This window comes from Bacillus sp. 2205SS5-2 (genome assembly GCF_037024155.1).
Classification (GTDB): Bacteria; Bacillota; Bacilli; order Bacillales; family Bacillaceae_K; genus Bacillus_CI.
In genome coordinates this window covers 23,819-39,776 of the sequence record NZ_JAYKTS010000020.1, presented here as the reverse complement: position 1 = coordinate 39,776, position 15,958 = coordinate 23,819, and the positions used below count along the sequence as shown (strand labels likewise).

Sequence of the window (15,958 nt, the reverse complement as noted above, 5' to 3'; positions counted from 1 at the left end):
TTAAAAGTGGATGATTTCATAAGGGATTAAGTTTAATAAAAAACAATATAAATGAAAAGAACCTCTTATTTCAAGGGGTTTTTTCTTTCCTATTGAAGGGACAATAATGTTTACAACGTTCTTTTCTGTACACCGAATTTAATCAAATTGTTTTGGCTCAGACTCTTTATGAGTACACCATCGGCGAATCAGCCCGATAACGCCTCGTGTGAATAAGAGATTAATTGTAACTGTGGTTAGCGTAGTAATCCACGTCCATTTTTTATAGGAAATAAGCTGGGTATTATTCTCAAACCATAGTTCACCAATCGTCATGGGGGTACTAAACATGAGAGCTTTCACTACAATTCCAGCTCTCTTAGAATGAAACGTCCATTGATTATGGAGAACAGCAATAATCGGGAATAAGAGACCGTCGAAGAGTAAACTGCTTCGGTATATTTTCGGAAAAAAACGAACTGGAAAGGTAAGAAAGTGTCTCCCAGTCACCAGAGACCCCTGCACTATGGACAAAAAAGCGTGAAAAAAGTAGACGAATAGCCAATCTTTAGCCGGTTTTTTTAAGGTAAAAGGCAATAATAGCAAACCAATAATTGTTAAAAGATATAAAATTCTCCTATCCTTCTTAACTTTCTTCATTCTCTCACTCCTCTATGAACACATTTGGTAGGTGCGTCTATCATCTTCTCTATAAAAAGCGTTCATACATTATGATTAGACATTATTTAAAAATATCATGCCCTAGTCAATTTCCTCTATACAAAAAGACAGCGTGATCGCTGTCTTTTTGTGATAAATGGATAATACCATTCTAAGTTAAAGTTAAATTTAGACCATATTCCCTTCCCAAGCCATCCTTCCGTTTCTCACCTCTTCTCCTTCTCTTACATCAATAATATTTATTGGTTCACTTTGAGATAATTTTGTTTGTAATTGTTGTGGGGTAATCATATTCATGAATATTTCCTCCTCTTAATGATTGTCCAATTTTTTGGGTGGTTTTCGTAAATAATGTGCCTCAACTAGTATGATATACCCTTATAGGTATTTTGTTAAATAAAAAAGAAGAAATCAATCGAAAAAACCCTAGTGCCTTTTTTTTTTTTGATAGGCTGTTTTTGCAAAGAATGCGGCTTTTCGAATTAACCCTCCTATTGTGATGAAGATTGACTTCGGGCATCTTTTCGCATCATTTTTAACCCGAAATGAGGAATGAAAAAAGTGGTTCCATCCTTTTAGTATGCTACAGCAACAAAGTATACGAAAAAAGCCAATAAAAAAACGATCTCAAGAGACCGATTTTTTTCATTGCTTCTCTTTGTCCTCCATGGGGAAAATCAAATCACAACTTTTAATGGTTAAGAGGTCACTTCTCGAAAATCGATTTTGCATTAAAAGCCGCATCGCTTGAGAACGAATGGATTTTTCAATAACGTTTCGAACATAACGCCCATTAGAAAAACTATGTGGGGTTAATGATGTTTTAGCATAATAAAGATGTTCTTTTAATTTCCGTTCAGCATCAGCTGTTAATGAATATTCTTTATCTGCTAACATTCTGTCGCCAATTTCAATGAGTTGCTCTACCGTATAATCCGGAAAATGAAAAACTAGTGGAAACCGGGATTGTAATCCAGGATTTAAAGTTAAAAATTGGTCCATTTCACGGGAATACCCTGCAAGTATTAAAATAAAATCATGCTGTTTATCTTCCATATGCTTCACTAATGTATCGATCGCCTCTTTGCCAAAATCCTTTTCTCCCCCACGTCCCAGCGAATACGCTTCATCGACGAATAAAATACCCCCCATTGACTTTTTAACAAGATCTCTTGTTTTTTGGGCGGTATGTCCGATATATTCCCCTACTAAGTCTGCTCGTTCCGCTTCAATGAGGTGGCCTTTGGACAGAACATTCATTTTCAGAAATAGTTTTCCAATTAACCGTGCTACTGTGGTTTTACCTGTTCCAGGATTCCCTTTAAACATCATGTGAAGCGCTTGCTTTCCACCCTTTAGACCTTCTAATTCCCTTTTTTTATTGACAAAAATCCATGCATAAATTTCTTTCACCATTTTTTTCATTTCAGCCATACCGACTAAGCTTTCTAGTTCTTTTTCAATCTCTTTTAATGCCATATGTTCTGCTGCAGTTGTATCATGGACAATGAGGTCATGTTTTACTTTTTCTTTCGTTTGTGGCTTTTCTTTCGCATTTAAAACAATATTTATTTGCCCTTTGTTTTTCATCCGAATCGGTTCTTTCATATCATTCACCTCACCGTTCCTACAGTTTATGCCCAGAAGTTGGGAGGGTGATGTTTTTAATTCAAAATCACCTATTCATTTCGACTATTTTGTGATTGTTTAAGCTACCTCACTTCAACCTTCTATTTTATGGATATGAACGATTGAACCCTTTTGTTCGTTTTGGTTCATCTATTATTCCACAAGGGAGGAATAACAAAAGTTTGAAGACTTTATTCGCTTTGTAAGAGGTTTGTCATAATTTGCGCTTTCCCAAGAAATAAAGGAAGCCCTTATTTTCACATGAATTGAAACCCTCTATTCGATATTTAAAGTCTAAAGCTACAGAAATTTCTCTTTTATTCATCTTATTCAAAGCATCATAAAACATACCATCATCTGGAGTTTCTTTATCCCCCTCCACATACAAAAGAAATTTTGCTTTAAATGCACCCTTTGATGAATTTTTATGTTGATTTCACTAAATAAAATGGAATCCCTTTTTCAATCACCTAACTAAACCATCTAATCCACCAAGGGTCATCAAATTGACCTGCTGAAATTTGATAAACGCGGTTAAATACGCCTATATGTTTCATTCCATATTCGTAGGCAACTATTGGTGTACAAGTCGAGATATCGGTTCTCCGAGTTGCTTTTCGCTAATCTGAATATAACCTTCCTTCTTTTGGGTGATAATTAACGCTAAATTGATAATAAGTGCCATAAAGCTAATAATAATTCGTTTTTTCTCATTGAGAGCCCGCCTAAATAGATGTCTTGTTTCCACATAACAATTAGAAAGATGGAACCTACCCTAAGTATTGGTCATTACAAATACATGGGATGAGTATAAATATTCTTTAGTCTTGTGCTTGCTACATTCATTATTTCATTCATCCGACAAGCAATTAAAAATCAATCATGTAAAAGTAGTTATTCTGGTACTTGGTAGTCACACCATTAAAACGGTCGATTCATATTTTTAATCAAGAGTAGGATTTTTGAATGTAATATTAGCACCCCTTTAGCGCGCTCACCAAAATTGATTTAGTCCAGTTTTTTTCCATTCCTTTTTCTATAGTCTGTGGTGAATAGGCTCTTCAGACAACTATAATAAGTACATTATCAAATGGTATTTGTCATTGTGTTTTAAAAGGCTACTAAATGCTTTGCTCCTAATTTCCACTCGCCGAATATTTGTTCTTATATTTTTTTCAGGCTATTTTCGCATGGGTTGTTGTTCTCGTACTAATCTGAACATCACGAGAAAGAAGGGTTTCAAATATCTTCATTCAACTTAAAAAACGGCAAAATGAAACGGAGGATTGTAAGGTTGAGAGATAGGTGATTGATGGGATAAAGTTATTGAGAATTCCGATTGAATTGAATACCATGTGAGATTTTTGTATTGTTTTTCGGGGAAATAGAATCACAGTTGGGCATGTCGATCAATAGCGCATTAACCATTCGAAAGTTTTGTACATCCACCGGAAAATACAAATCAAACTTACAAATTAAATAGTAGAATTCAAACACAAAAAGGAAACTCCACCCCTAACTGAGGTGAAGTTTCCTTCGAATATCTACGCTTGTTCCTCAAAATTCAACTGAACATTCCGTTGTGGAGCGAATGTGGATATCGCATGCTTGTACACGAGTTGTTGTTTCCCTTCAGACTCAAAAAGGACGGTAAAGTTATCAAACCCTTTCACCTGTCCGCGAATTTGGAAACCATTTAATAGGAATACTGTGACAAGCGTATTATCTTTTCTTAATTGATTCAAAAATTGGTCTTGAATGTTGATACCTTGCTTCATCTGCTTCTTCCTCCTCTTTTCTCTCTCTACGTATAAATTCGCTCTTTAGTGAAGCTTTCCTGCTACAAATTGAGAAATTCGTTCAATTTTTTCCAGTTCACTGAGCGAGGTTACATCAAACCAGTGGACATCCATTTTATTGCGAAACCACGTCAATTGACGCTTTGCATAACGCCTTGAATTTTGTTTTAGTAAGGAAACAGCTTCTTCTAAAGAGCACTTTCCGTCAAAATAATCATAGAGTTCTTTGTATCCGATGGCTTGAATTGACTGAACATTTCTTATACCTTCATCATATAGTTTCTTTACTTCCTGAAGAAGCCCTTGCTGCATCATAATGTCAACTCGCCGATTAATTCGTTCATATAGTTGATCTCTATCCATCGTCAATCCAATAATGGTTGCATCGTAAAGTAATTCATGTTGTTGTTCTGCTTGATATTCTGCCATCGTCTTACCCGTTAAATGAAAAATCTCTAACGCACGAATAACTCTTCTTGTGTTGTTGGGGTGAATTTTCTCAGCACTGATTGGGTCTATCCATTCTAACTCATGGAACAGCTGCTCAACCCCCTCTGCTGCAATTCGCTTTTCTAATTGTAAACGATACTCCTCATCCCCTTCTGCTTCAGTAAACTGATAATCATACAGAACCGATTGAATATATAAACCGGTTCCTCCAACGATCATTGGCAAAAACCCTCGTGCTTTTACTTCATTCATTTTTCCTCTTACTCTTTGCTGAAACTCAGCAGCGGAAAAGTCTTCCTCTGGGTTTTTAATATCAATTAAATGATGTGGAACTACCTGCATTTCTTGTGGAGAAATCTTCGCAGTCCCTATATCCATTCTCCGATAAATCTGCATAGAGTCCCCACTAATGATTTCTCCGCGAAATTTCTTTGCTAGTTGTAAACTCAACTCTGTTTTGCCAACCGCTGTTGGGCCAATTAATACGATGACGTTTTCCTTTTTCAACCTATTCACTGCTTTCTATGTAATCATCTTTATAACGTATCGTACCACAATTTACAAAACAGAATAAACATCTGAACAGTATAACCGCAGGATAAGAAAATATTCATATTTTCTATAAGAAATGCGCAAGGTGTCTGGTTATCGGCCACAGGCATAAGACCTAGACTGGACTGAGGTACTTTATACCTCAAGACAGGACTCCACTTATGGCCTGTAGCAGATTATCAAAACCATTTTTTAAATCCTCCATTCTAACTCTACAAAAAAAGCTAGACCCTATTCGTCCAGCTTTTTCATGACTATTTTGCAAACCCAAATAGCGTTTTTAAAAAGTGAAAGCTTAATCTCGTTTCCTCTTTTTGTTCAGGACGATTTCTTAGACGATCTTGCACCAAGGCAATAAATTTCTCCTCACGATCAGCCACACTTTCTGTAACCTGATCCCTTTCTTTCTGTAGTTCATCTTGATAAAATTCTCGTTCGAATTGGGATATTTCTCTAAGAGTATCAACTTTATGGGAAATAGAAGAAAATTCTGTTGTATTTACTCGGTTTTGTTTTGCTGCACTCGATGTCACTTCTTTATGCACGATGTTTCGAACCTTTGAAACAATATTTTCCTCCAATTTTTCTAAGTGAGGCTGCAAGGGATCTTTTTCTTCAGGTGTACGGCTAACGATTGTCGTTAACTGTTGGACCGATTCGTAAATATCCTCTAAATTTTTAGGTGAAACCCTCTCTGTTTTTTCTTGATCCCTGATTTTCCGTTGTGCTCTCGCTATGCGTTCTTCCTGCTCACGTTTTATTTTTTTCTCACGCTCAATTTCACTTTGAATGATTAATATGATTTCAGAATCGGAGGACTCTTGCTTTTTTAACTCACTAATTCTTCTAAGCAGGTGGAGGTTTTCAGGTGTGTATTGACGAGCATTGTTTTCATCTCTTCGAATGGTTAACAACGGAGTGAATGTAATTTCCCAAGACTTCAAAATATGAGGGGTGATTTTTAGAATTTTCGTGGCATTGGAGATGGTTACGATTTGATTTTTCAAATAAAACCCTCCCTATTCGTTCTTACCTTATACATTCGTCTACGACGTATCAGATGTCCTTCTCCATGACAAAGGTTCTAAAAACTAGTCAAATATTCTGTCAAACTCACTTTTTCTGAGCTGTTTCGTGAGTATCTACCCTTTCGACTACATTTGCTGGGAGGGGAAGTGGAAATTTGGCTTTTTGCCGATGAAGGAATGGTAGAAGGTTGTTGGAATTCATCTAAAAAAGGTTTTGAACCTAAATCACCAAAATTCTACCTATTAATTTATGAGTATAATTATGAAAAATTATAATAAATTTGTGGCTCTTCGCTATTTAGTGTTGACAAGACAATTTTCTAGGGTTCAATTGATGCTACCATTTTAGCTTAATGTCAGGATTCTACATATTGATTAAAACAAGCGAAAAACCAAACCGGACAAGGGAATGAGTTCAATTGCTCGCTCAGCATTCACCACCTGTTACAAGAATAATTGATTGAGTTCTGAAACCTACATAGTTGTTTGAACTAAATACTAAATAGCGAAGAAGCAACTTTGTTTAATTAATTTGTAAGAAATCTTCCAAGCAAATAAAATATTTGTTTATTCATCTACTTTAGAAGAAAACAACTGATACTTTAATAAATCCACTTGACCATGCAGCCCTACTTTAACACCCTCGCTTTCTAAATTCATCACCTGCTCATGATAGGCTTCCTCATCTTGTAAAGCAATTTGCCCTTTTGCATTAATGATTCGGTGCCAAGGGAGATGCTGTTTCTTGCTCATCGAATGTAGAATTCGGACAACTTGGCGTGCAGCCCGAGGACTGCCTGCAAATGCTGCAATCTGACCATAAGTCATCACCTTTCCTTCTGGAATTTCACGAATAATTTCAATCACTTTTTCTGTAAAAGGAGACAAACTCATTTATCCTTAAACCTCCATATCCTATTTCTGAAAAGCGGAAGTGGCTGCCCAGGGACGGCAGGCATCTGGCAGTACACGAAGTGAAGCCTGCTTCACGTAGTGGGCTGACAAATGCCCGAGTCCCTAGCCACTGCAGCTGGATCATGAAAAGCGGAAGTGGCTGCCCAGGGACGGTAGGCATCTGGCAGTACACGAAGTTAAATCAGATAAAATAGCCACAATGTATACGAAAAGAGCCTAATTAAACACCCAACCCATCCTGTTTATGTCACCGAGCTAAGGCTGGGCGTAACTATTCAATATTTACAACATAGTTTCTAAATTAATCGCTACAAATTTCCTTCCTCTTACTTAAGCTTCACACTATAATACCGCATCGCTGCTAGGTCTCCCACCACATCAAAATGACCTTTATCGATTAATTTCCGCAATCGATATTCGAGAAATAAATCGCTTATGAATTGATTCTCAATGTTTCCGAGGACTTCCCCAATTAACCTACCTGATTTCATGTATTCATCACCACGTTTATCTGTCAAAACTCTTGCTTTTTCAAAAATCAATGAATCGAAATAAGTCTCATCTACTGATACAATTTGATCGTTTTTCCAAATGCGGAGAGCCGTATCCTCTCTACTCAGTTCAATCCATTCGTTTAGAAATTTTTCTTTTTCTGAAGCCATTAACGGTACTATATCTTGACTTTTGTTATACATCAAATTGAAATGATCAGGAGAGATTGATGCACTAGTGAGGAAATAATGACTTCCCGGTTTGGCCAAGAATTCATGAAATAAATGATTCGTATTTATCAACTTCACTTCATTTTTTCGACCTTTGAGCAAATATATGATAAACCTCACTCCAATTTGCTCATGGGAATTATTAGAAGTCCAGATCGTGATGGGAACCTCTTCAGGGATGGAGTCGATTTCTTCCATCATCTGAAAATAACGCCTCAGGAAATCCTCGTATTCGTCCCGAATGACATTCTCTTTTATCCAACGAAACCGTTTCACGAATCCTTTTGTTTCATGGAGGTTTTCAATTGGTCCCTCCGCAAAATAATCCGAAATAGCGAGGACCCTCTCGTCACGAATTCCCTCAGTAGAGAATAAGTGCTTCAGCGCACCTCCAGCAGAATCCCCGAACAATATATGATATCGGGTGTAGATTCCTTTAGTAGGGTCTTTTCTGGCTGAAACATCTGAAATGAGCTTTTTGATTTTCACTAGTCTTTCTATCCCATCTGCTGACTGCATTTTATCCGTTTCGATAGTATCCACTGTAATCATCGCTTGAAATAATAAGCTTTTACTATCCGATTCGCTCATAGATAAGATTTGTTCGCGTAGCCCTTCTAATTCATGCATTTAGAAACCTCCTCAAGTTTTAACACACTGAAATGAATAGTTAATATGTAAGTAACTAGCTTCAAGAACAGGAGTCCCATTAATTTCATAGCATCCCTCTACTAAGAGGTTAACCTCTTTTGAATGAAAGATAGACAAAATTCCAATTAAAAATGAACCTACTAAAAACCCAAGAGAAAGAATCAATAATAGTTGTTGTGCACTTGTAAATGATTTTCGCCTCATTTAGAGTCACCTCAATTTAATTACTAAACTATTTTCGCAAAAATTGTTGCTTTTGACACCAGTATATTATCCAAGATATAGCTTTGTTTCGTGCATCATTTCGACAACTTTTAATGGAAATCAACAGTGAAAAGGGATGATTTAATCAAAAATTTGATGCGATAGCCTCAATGTATACGAGAAGAGCCCTTCACCAACATCATTCAAGATCAAATTGATATTTGTTTATAACAACCATTTAGTAGTCCATTTTCAAAAAGCCTCAACCTTTATGAAAGGCTGTTTTCGCAAAGTTTGTTGTTTTTCGAATTAGTCTCTATTTCATGATAAAAAATGATATCGGGCATCTTTTCGTATTTTTCTTTAGTTGAAATGAGGAAAGAAAAGTGTGTTTCTATCCCTTTTTATATGCTAGAGCCACAAAGAATACGAAAAGAGCCTTACAAAATCAACTTTTTATCCATTTCATAATACCTATATATCGCCTGTAGGATACAAAATATGGCTAGTTAATGACAATTTGAAATTGACTCGCCTACATAAAATCAAAATAATAGCGAATGACATGAAAGAAAATAGGGGCTGTATACGTTAAGCTGTCTACACTCGTTAAATAACTTTCTTTTAACTGCAAAAATTTTTCCTGATCGCCAATTAATAAATCACGCTTTAAAACCGAGATTGTTAAACTTCCGAGAAAGGCACTCACACTGATAATAACACCAGACAGAATGCCAAATTTCATATCAAGCGGCGTTAAGTAGGGATACAGTAAAGTTGACAAAGCGGTTGTCGTTAAGATCGATAGCGTGAATCCTTCCCAAGTTATATTTGGGTGCGCAGACGGAACAACCTTTTTTTCACCTATAAAAATGGATACTAAAAATTGAACAACATCATTGGCTTGGGTGAGCACGACTAAAAATAGAACAAGATTTGCACCGTATTGTTCGTTCGCGACTTGATAGTAAGCTAAATGGCTTAACCCGAAAACCATCAGCATTAGCCCCCATTGAGTTGAACTAACGGAACGTAAAAAGCCTGCGGTACCATTACCTAAGATTCTCGGTAATGGGAGAAATAAGAACACATAGACTGGAATAAACACGATAAACATGCCATACCAACCAATGCTGATCCAGTAAAATTGAAGAGGTATCGCTAAATAAGCCCACCAAAAAAGCTGGCGTTCTGCTTTTCTTGTTTTCATCATTGAAAAATACTCCTTGAGCGAAAAGAAGCAAAGAAATAGTAGGGAAATTAAGGCTATTGTCGAATTAAATAAAGTAGCAATAGAAAAAACGACCAGCATCCCCCACCATGTTTTAACGCGTGCATTTAATGCAGAGAAATCTTCTCTTTTTTTAAACGATTTTACTACATAAAATGATAGATGAACAATAGCAAGTGCGAAGGCCATCATCGATAATGTTACATATGTTTGGACCATCCTACTCCCCCTACAGACACTATGAATCTAGTTCATAGTATGATGGAAATCAATTCAACATTCAACATAAATTGACAAAAATGAGGGCTGAAAGATGACGAAGAAAATCTATATTCTACTGACAGATACTGGAACCTTTTTTACTAAATCTATTAAAAAATACACAAAAGCACCTTATAATCATGCTTCCATTTCCTTTGATTCTGATTTAATCGAACTATATAGTTTTGGACGAAAAAAACCGGATAATCCACTAGACGGTGGATTCGTAAAAGAAGATGTGTTTAACGGAACGTACAGTCTTTATCCAAACACGACATGTGTGATTTATGAGCTAACTGTCACAGAACGTCAAGTTGAAAAAATGAAACGCATCTTACATTTGTTTATCAAAAACAAACGCCGCTGGACATATAATCTTCTCGGCATCTTAGGAATCACACTAAAAGAACCGGTAGAAATCAGTACATCCTATTTTTGTTCCCAATTTGTGGCGGAAATCTTAAAGCGATCGGGGATCCAATTGTGGGATAAGCTACCTGCATTAGTGACTCCAGATGATTTCCGCGAGCAAAAAGATCTTCAATTAGTCTATGAAGGTAAACTATTTGATTATGAACCTATCCGACTCCGACGAGCAAAATAGTCTCTATCCTCTAGGACATATTTCTCTCTTTGAACAAATGACAAAATGCTGAAGCGACCTGAACGCTTCAGCATTTTAGATTTCCCTTAAGGAGTTAGCAGTAATTTTTCACCTTCCGCCTCCTCTAACGACGTTTTATGATACTCCCCTTCTGCCCAATCCTTAATACTGTTGTCATACCACTCGCTTTTGAAATGACCACTTTGACCGGGCCCGATAATATGCTCGGCTTCAGTCATAATTGCTGTATCATTCACATATCGCCAAGCGGCACCGTGCACAACCATTCCGGTTTCATCTGATTTAGCAGCCTGTACAGTCACATGACTTCCGCCAATTGGGAGCGGATCTTCTTTGTTAAAAATAAATTCTAATACCGGGGAACTTCCAGATAGAGGATGAGCAAAGTACAATTGATGATTCTCTCCCCATTTCCATTTTTGTGGATCTCCGCCAAATTCTGCTGCAATATTTTTCACTGCTTGTTGAAAGGCATCGGTTAGTACTTCATTATATCCACCAGCATCTTCAAACCAACGGACCTCTTCCCCAATGGATGCTTTTCGAATGAATTCATCGACAATACTCTGTTTTCCGTTAAAAAGTTTCAATGCCTCTTCTGGAATATCCTCTTGGAAAAGAACATCTCCTATCGCATACATCCACTCATGATAGAGTAGTGGTTGGGGTAAATTTTTATCATCTTGATAGTTCCAAGATGTGAATAACTTCAGTGCTTCTTTTTCTGTATTTGATAGTTTGGCAGAATCGACATCCTCAGTTAATATTGGAATAAACTCACCTGCATAAAGGTTTTTTTGATCCATTTGCAAATCTTTCATATCTTCTAAAGAATACACTTCTTTTTCTTCCAAAAATTCCTCTATACGCATATAGCGATACGGTTGAGCCCAGTGGTTGCTAATATGATAGGGATACTCTTCCCCAACCACTTTATTATTAGCGGTCGCAATATAACCTTCAACAGGATTGATCACTGTCGGCAATTCGTCATATGGAACAAAGCCTTCCCACTCGTATTCATCTGTCCACCCTGGTACGGGTAGTAAGCCATCACCTTGTTTTCTCATCGGCAGCTTACCGTTCGCTTTATACGCAATGGTACCGTCTTCTGATGCAAACATGAAGTTCTGCATAGGCGCATGAAAATCTTCTAATGCCGTCTCAAATTCCTCCCAGTTATTGGCTTCATTGATTTGGAGAAATGCTTGTAGCTCTGGTGTGGCGTCTAAAGCGGTCCAGCGCAGTGCAAGCGCCGTTTCATTACTTTCTTGATGAGCAAACTCTGAAATGACCGGACCATGACGGGTGATTGTTACTTCATAGTCAACCGTTTTACCGTCCTTCACTTTAATCGGTTCAGAAATAATTGTTGCTTTCTCGTACGAATCATTATATAAAAACTCATCTTTATCATCAGGGTTTCTTTTTTCAATATACAAATCTTGCACATCAGGCCCTGTATTCGTCACGCCCCAGCTAATCGAATCATTGTGACCAACAATAATGCCAGGTATGCCTGCAAAAATCACACCACTTACATTCATCTCTTCTGTTTCAAGATGCATTTGATACCAAATAGACGGGGTACCTAGCCCTAAATGAGGATCGTTAGCGAGAAGTGGTTTTCCACTTTCCGATTTCTCTCCACTGACCACCCAATTGTTACTACCGTTATCCTCAGGCGGAATAATTGCTTTGGCAAAGGCACTTACTATATCCAAATCGATATCCTCATAAGAAGCGATAATGGTCGGAGCATTTTCCGGATAACTCGGAAATAATTCCTTGGCTTTTTCTTCTGAAAAATTGGCAAGAGCCCAATAACGAAACGCCTGACTCTGCCAATGACCGCCCAGATCAAAGGCCATATATTTCCCAATTGTCAAAGAATCAATGGGGGTCCATAACTCTGGTTCATATCCTAGTAAAGTAAATTCAAGTGGTAGCTTATTTTCGTCAATGCTCTCCTCTATGTAAGCATTAACTCCTTGAGCAAACCAATCTAGCGTTTGAATCGACTCTTCACCATAAATGGCAAGGGAGGCTTCCGCCGCTCGACGAAGACCAAGTGTTCGGAAAAATTTATCAGTATCTATTGTCGCTTCACCTACGACTTCACTTAATCTTCCAGATGCCTGCCTTCTTGCTAAGTCCATTTGAAATAATCGATCTTGTGCTTGCACATACCCTTGGGCCATGTATAAATCTTGTAATGAAGTTGCCTTCAAATGAGGGACACCCTCTCCGTCCCTTAAAACTGCTACCTCACTTCCAAGTCCCTTCAACGTTACAGATCCCTCCGTTTGAGGAAGAGATCGAGATGTGAAAACGGTTACAAAAATAGCGATTACTAAGATTAATACTAGAATGATTCCCACTATCCAAGCTAATCCTTTTTTCCATTTCTTTCTTTGCTTTTTGATTGGTTCTCGTTGTAAGGTTTGAGCAGCTTCCATTAAAAAACCCCCTTTTAGCTTTAATTAGCTATAAAGGGGGGAAATCCTTTATTTATTCGATTGATTTAACCTATTTTCGATCCAGTAAACAATATCTTGAAAAACCTCTTCTCGATTAATTTCATTTAGCATTTCGTGACGACCGTCTGAATAAAAACGTGAAACAATATCATATTCACTATACCGTTGCATTTGATTGATGACCTTTTGCACGCCCTTAGTTCCTCGACCAACAGGATCTTGATCCCCACTAATAAATAAGAAGGGAACGTCTCTCGGTATCTTTTTTACTTCATTCTCATCATGAATTCTACTCAATCCTGTTAGAAGATCAATAAACATTCCCGCTGACGAAACTCTTCCACAATAAGGATCAACGATATAATCTTGGACAGCTTCTTCGTCTCGTGATAGCCAGTCAAACGGGGTGTTCGCAGGTGAAAAATTTTGATTGAATTTCCCAAACGAAAGCTTATCTAACAGCGAACTTGCAGTTTTCATCCCCTTTTTCTTCCCAATTCTATTTGCAATGAGCTTTCCAGCACGACCCATAAACGGGGAATAATCACCGGTACCAGACAAGATCACTCCTTGTAACGGTTCTGAATAGCGTTGAATATACCGCCTCACAATAAATGAGCCCATACTATGACCAAATAAAAAGAGTGGAACCCCGTGATATTGACTGCGAACAAACGCATTAACTTCGTGAAGGTCATCCACGACACGTTCAAAGCCTTCTTCATCAGAAAAATAGCCAACACTGCCGTTTTTTTCTGCCGTTCTCCCGTGGCCTCGATGATCATGACCGATAACAAAAATTCCCCGTTTCACTAAATACTCGGAAAACTCTTGATAGCGCATAATATGTTCCGCCATGCCATGGGCAAGCTGAATTACTGCTTTCGGTTGACGGTCTTCCTCTTTCCATTCGACCGTAAAAAGCTCATTCCCATCTCCCGTACGTAAATACCCTACACTCTCATTCATCGGCTCTCCCCCTTTTCCTTCATTCTACCGCAGGTTCAACCGCATCGACCAGTTCTTTATTTAATTCAGCTTCATATTCTTTATATTGGTCGGTCGTCCAAGCCAATAATTCATTCATCACGTTCATGACAGGCTCTTTCCACTGCCTCACCCAATCAATATCGAAAAATAAAGCTCCTGTCCGGCGAATAAAGAAGTCAGCAGGGGTATAGGCCATTTCATTTTGTACGGCGTAGACAACTTGAGCGTAAATAGCCGGAGGTAGCGTCTTGTCTCCATCCCTTTTTTCATATGTCTTTACAAGATCATAAATATGTTGAACATTTTTCCCGTACATTCTTGTTAATTTCCGACCGACCTCAGACGATAATCCAACACTCACCGCTTCTTTTGCTTTATGTTGAATAAACCGATCAAACCCTTTAGAACCTCCCACATCACCACCTGAAATAGGAAGGTCTTTTGTCTTCGATGAAGAAAAGGACGAGCCTTCACTTTGCTGTAATCGGTCTACGACTAAATCGACAACCTGTTGAGCCATTTTCCGGTAACCAGTAAGCTTACCTCCAGCGATGGTGATTAAACCACTATCATGCTCCCACACTTCGTCTTTTCGTGAAATTTCTGAAGGATCTTTCCCTTCTTCATAAATCAGCGGTCGAATTCCTGCCCAACTCGATTCAACATCTTCTTCAGAAAGATCCATACTCGGAAACATATAAGCAATGCTTTCTAAAATATACGCACGGTCGCTTTCCGTCATTTTCGGATGAGCTTTATTGTAATCAAAAAACGTATCAGTCGTTCCCACATAGGTTTTTCCATCACGAGGTATGGCAAAAACCATTCGTCCATCTGGCGTATCGAAATACACGGCTTGTTGCAAAGGGAATTTTTCTGAGCTAAAGACGAGGTGAACCCCTTTTGTTAACCGGAGTTTTTTATTGTTGCGACTTGTGTCTTTATCCCGCATCTCATCCACCCATGGTCCAGTGGCATTGACCACTTTCGTACCACTAATGGTCAATGAGTCTCCAGAGATCATATCTTTCCCTTCTACCCCAACAACCCTTTCTTTTTCATAGAGAAACTTCTCCGCTTTTACATAATTAATCACCTTTGCACCAAAAGCTTCGGCCGCTTTCATCACCTCGATCGTCAACCGAGCATCATCCGTGCGATATTCCACATAATACCCCCCCCCTTTTAATGATTCTTGTTTAATCAATGGTTCAAGTTGGAGGGTGGTCTTTTTAGATAGCATTCTTCTTCGCTCCGATTTTTTGACTCCGGCTAAAAAATCATATACCTTTAATCCAATCGATGTTGAAAACCGGCCAAAAGTACCTCCTTTATGAAATGGAAGTAGCATCCATTCTGGTGTAGTGACATGAGGGCCATTTTCGTAAACGATCGATCGTTCTTTCCCCACATCTGCGACCATTTTGATTTCGAATTGCTTCAAGTATCGCAATCCCCCGTGTACAAGTTTCGTTGATCGACTGGATGTACCAGCAGCAAAATCTTGCATTTCGAGTAAAGCTACTTTCATCCCTCTAGAAGCGGCGTCTAGTGCAATACCAGCTCCTGTGATGCCTCCACCGACGATGATTAGGTCATATTTATCCTGTTGTAGTTCTTCGATAATTGCTTTACGATTCGAACTTGAAAATGCCATTTAGTGTATCCCCCTTATTTTTCCCTTTTCTGTATATATACACAAAAAGAGACCATAACTAACATGATGGACGTGTTTCCATCGTGTCGTAAGGTCTCTCCATT

15 protein-coding genes are annotated in these 15,958 nt (G+C 38.1%); 2 read left to right on the top strand and 13 right to left on the bottom strand.

All coding sequences use genetic code 11. The annotated features are described in order from the left end of the window. Positions 1–138: 138 nt before the first annotated feature. From U8D43_RS13770 to U8D43_RS13745, 6 genes are all read right to left on the bottom strand, one after another. Positions 139–639: a CBO0543 family protein gene (locus tag U8D43_RS13770; RefSeq protein ID WP_335871759.1), complete on the bottom strand. Its 501-nt coding sequence runs from the start codon at positions 637–639 to the stop codon at positions 139–141. Positions 640–828: 189 nt separating this feature from the next. Further along, positions 829–957 carry a rhodanese-like domain-containing protein gene (locus U8D43_RS13765; RefSeq protein ID WP_335871758.1) on the bottom strand — a complete coding sequence of 43 codons (129 nt, stop codon included), beginning with the start codon at positions 955–957 and terminating at the stop codon, positions 829–831. 348 nt (positions 958–1,305) lie between these two features. Next, the gene (spoVK, locus tag U8D43_RS13760; RefSeq protein WP_335871757.1) at positions 1,306–2,268 is read right to left on the bottom strand and encodes a stage V sporulation protein K; all 963 of its coding nucleotides are present in this window, start codon (positions 2,266–2,268) and stop codon (positions 1,306–1,308) included. Between the two features lie 1,565 nt (positions 2,269–3,833). Next, positions 3,834–4,067 carry an RNA chaperone Hfq gene (gene hfq, locus U8D43_RS13755; protein ID WP_335871756.1) on the bottom strand — a complete coding sequence of 78 codons (234 nt, stop codon included), beginning with the start codon at positions 4,065–4,067 and terminating at the stop codon, positions 3,834–3,836. 45 nt (positions 4,068–4,112) lie between these two features. Next, the gene (gene miaA / locus U8D43_RS13750; protein WP_335871755.1) at positions 4,113–5,054 is read right to left on the bottom strand and encodes a tRNA (adenosine(37)-N6)-dimethylallyltransferase MiaA; all 942 of its coding nucleotides are present in this window, start codon (positions 5,052–5,054) and stop codon (positions 4,113–4,115) included. Positions 5,055–5,344: 290 nt separating this feature from the next. Next, positions 5,345–6,097: a MerR family transcriptional regulator gene (locus U8D43_RS13745; protein WP_335871754.1), complete on the bottom strand. Its 753-nt coding sequence runs from the start codon at positions 6,095–6,097 to the stop codon at positions 5,345–5,347. A gap of 168 nt (positions 6,098–6,265) precedes the next feature. On the opposite strand from U8D43_RS13745, the gene U8D43_RS13740 reads away from it, so the two are divergent. After that, positions 6,266–6,394, top strand: a complete 129-nt coding sequence (locus U8D43_RS13740) for a hypothetical protein (RefSeq protein ID WP_335871753.1) — start codon at positions 6,266–6,268, stop codon at positions 6,392–6,394. Positions 6,395–6,685: 291 nt separating this feature from the next. Here U8D43_RS13740 and U8D43_RS13735 read toward each other — a convergent pair whose 3' ends face one another. From U8D43_RS13735 to U8D43_RS13720, 4 genes are all read right to left on the bottom strand, one after another. Then, on the bottom strand, positions 6,686–7,012 hold the full coding sequence (locus tag U8D43_RS13735) for an MGMT family protein (protein ID WP_335871752.1): 327 nt from the start codon (positions 7,010–7,012) through the stop codon (positions 6,686–6,688). Between the two features lie 347 nt (positions 7,013–7,359). Beyond that, positions 7,360–8,385 carry a DUF1835 domain-containing protein gene (locus tag U8D43_RS13730; RefSeq protein WP_335871751.1) on the bottom strand — a complete coding sequence of 342 codons (1,026 nt, stop codon included), beginning with the start codon at positions 8,383–8,385 and terminating at the stop codon, positions 7,360–7,362. A 12-nt stretch (positions 8,386–8,397) separates the two neighbouring features. Beyond that, entirely contained in the window at positions 8,398–8,610 is a 213-nt protein-coding gene (locus U8D43_RS13725) for a hypothetical protein (protein ID WP_335871750.1), read from the bottom strand. Between the two features lie 535 nt (positions 8,611–9,145). Further along, positions 9,146–10,060, bottom strand: coding sequence for a phosphatidate cytidylyltransferase (locus U8D43_RS13720; RefSeq protein WP_335871749.1), 915 nt, complete (start codon positions 10,058–10,060; stop codon positions 9,146–9,148). Between the two features lie 94 nt (positions 10,061–10,154). Between U8D43_RS13720 and U8D43_RS13715 the strand changes: the two genes are divergently transcribed. Beyond that, positions 10,155–10,706, top strand: coding sequence for a hypothetical protein (locus U8D43_RS13715; protein ID WP_335871748.1), 552 nt, complete (start codon positions 10,155–10,157; stop codon positions 10,704–10,706). A gap of 86 nt (positions 10,707–10,792) precedes the next feature. Here U8D43_RS13715 and U8D43_RS13710 read toward each other — a convergent pair whose 3' ends face one another. The 3 genes from U8D43_RS13710 to U8D43_RS13700 are packed head-to-tail and all read right to left on the bottom strand — an operon-like array spanning position 10,793 to position 15,854. Next, complete coding sequence (locus tag U8D43_RS13710; protein WP_335871747.1) at positions 10,793–13,186, bottom strand: penicillin acylase family protein; 2,394 nt, start codon at positions 13,184–13,186, stop codon at positions 10,793–10,795. Between the two features lie 48 nt (positions 13,187–13,234). Further along, complete coding sequence (locus U8D43_RS13705; protein ID WP_335871746.1) at positions 13,235–14,176, bottom strand: alpha/beta hydrolase; 942 nt, start codon at positions 14,174–14,176, stop codon at positions 13,235–13,237. Positions 14,177–14,195: 19 nt separating this feature from the next. Then, complete coding sequence (locus tag U8D43_RS13700) at positions 14,196–15,854, bottom strand: glycerol-3-phosphate dehydrogenase/oxidase (protein WP_335871745.1); 1,659 nt, start codon at positions 15,852–15,854, stop codon at positions 14,196–14,198. Positions 15,855–15,958 lie beyond the last annotated feature (104 nt).

Bases quoted from the DNA above. Each gene is read 5' to 3' on its own strand.
- U8D43_RS13720 (WP_335871749.1), bottom strand. From the start codon at position 10,060: ATGGTCCAAACATATGTAACATTATCGATGATGGCCTTCGCACTTGCT.
- U8D43_RS13725 (WP_335871750.1), bottom strand. From the start codon at position 8,610: ATGAGGCGAAAATCATTTACAAGTGCACAACAACTATTATTGATTCTT.
- U8D43_RS13700 (WP_335871745.1), bottom strand. From the start codon at position 15,854: ATGGCATTTTCAAGTTCGAATCGTAAAGCAATTATCGAAGAACTACAA.
- U8D43_RS13770 (WP_335871759.1), bottom strand. From the start codon at position 639: ATGAAGAAAGTTAAGAAGGATAGGAGAATTTTATATCTTTTAACAATT.
- U8D43_RS13765 (WP_335871758.1), bottom strand. From the start codon at position 957: ATGAATATGATTACCCCACAACAATTACAAACAAAATTATCTCAAAGT.
- U8D43_RS13705 (WP_335871746.1), bottom strand. From the start codon at position 14,176: ATGAATGAGAGTGTAGGGTATTTACGTACGGGAGATGGGAATGAGCTT.
- U8D43_RS13735 (WP_335871752.1), bottom strand. From the start codon at position 7,012: ATGAGTTTGTCTCCTTTTACAGAAAAAGTGATTGAAATTATTCGTGAA.
- hfq (WP_335871756.1), bottom strand. From the start codon at position 4,067: ATGAAGCAAGGTATCAACATTCAAGACCAATTTTTGAATCAATTAAGA.
- spoVK (WP_335871757.1), bottom strand. From the start codon at position 2,268: ATGAAAGAACCGATTCGGATGAAAAACAAAGGGCAAATAAATATTGTT.
- U8D43_RS13715 (WP_335871748.1), top strand. From the start codon at position 10,155: ATGACGAAGAAAATCTATATTCTACTGACAGATACTGGAACCTTTTTT.
- U8D43_RS13730 (WP_335871751.1), bottom strand. From the start codon at position 8,385: ATGCATGAATTAGAAGGGCTACGCGAACAAATCTTATCTATGAGCGAA.
- U8D43_RS13710 (WP_335871747.1), bottom strand. From the start codon at position 13,186: ATGGAAGCTGCTCAAACCTTACAACGAGAACCAATCAAAAAGCAAAGA.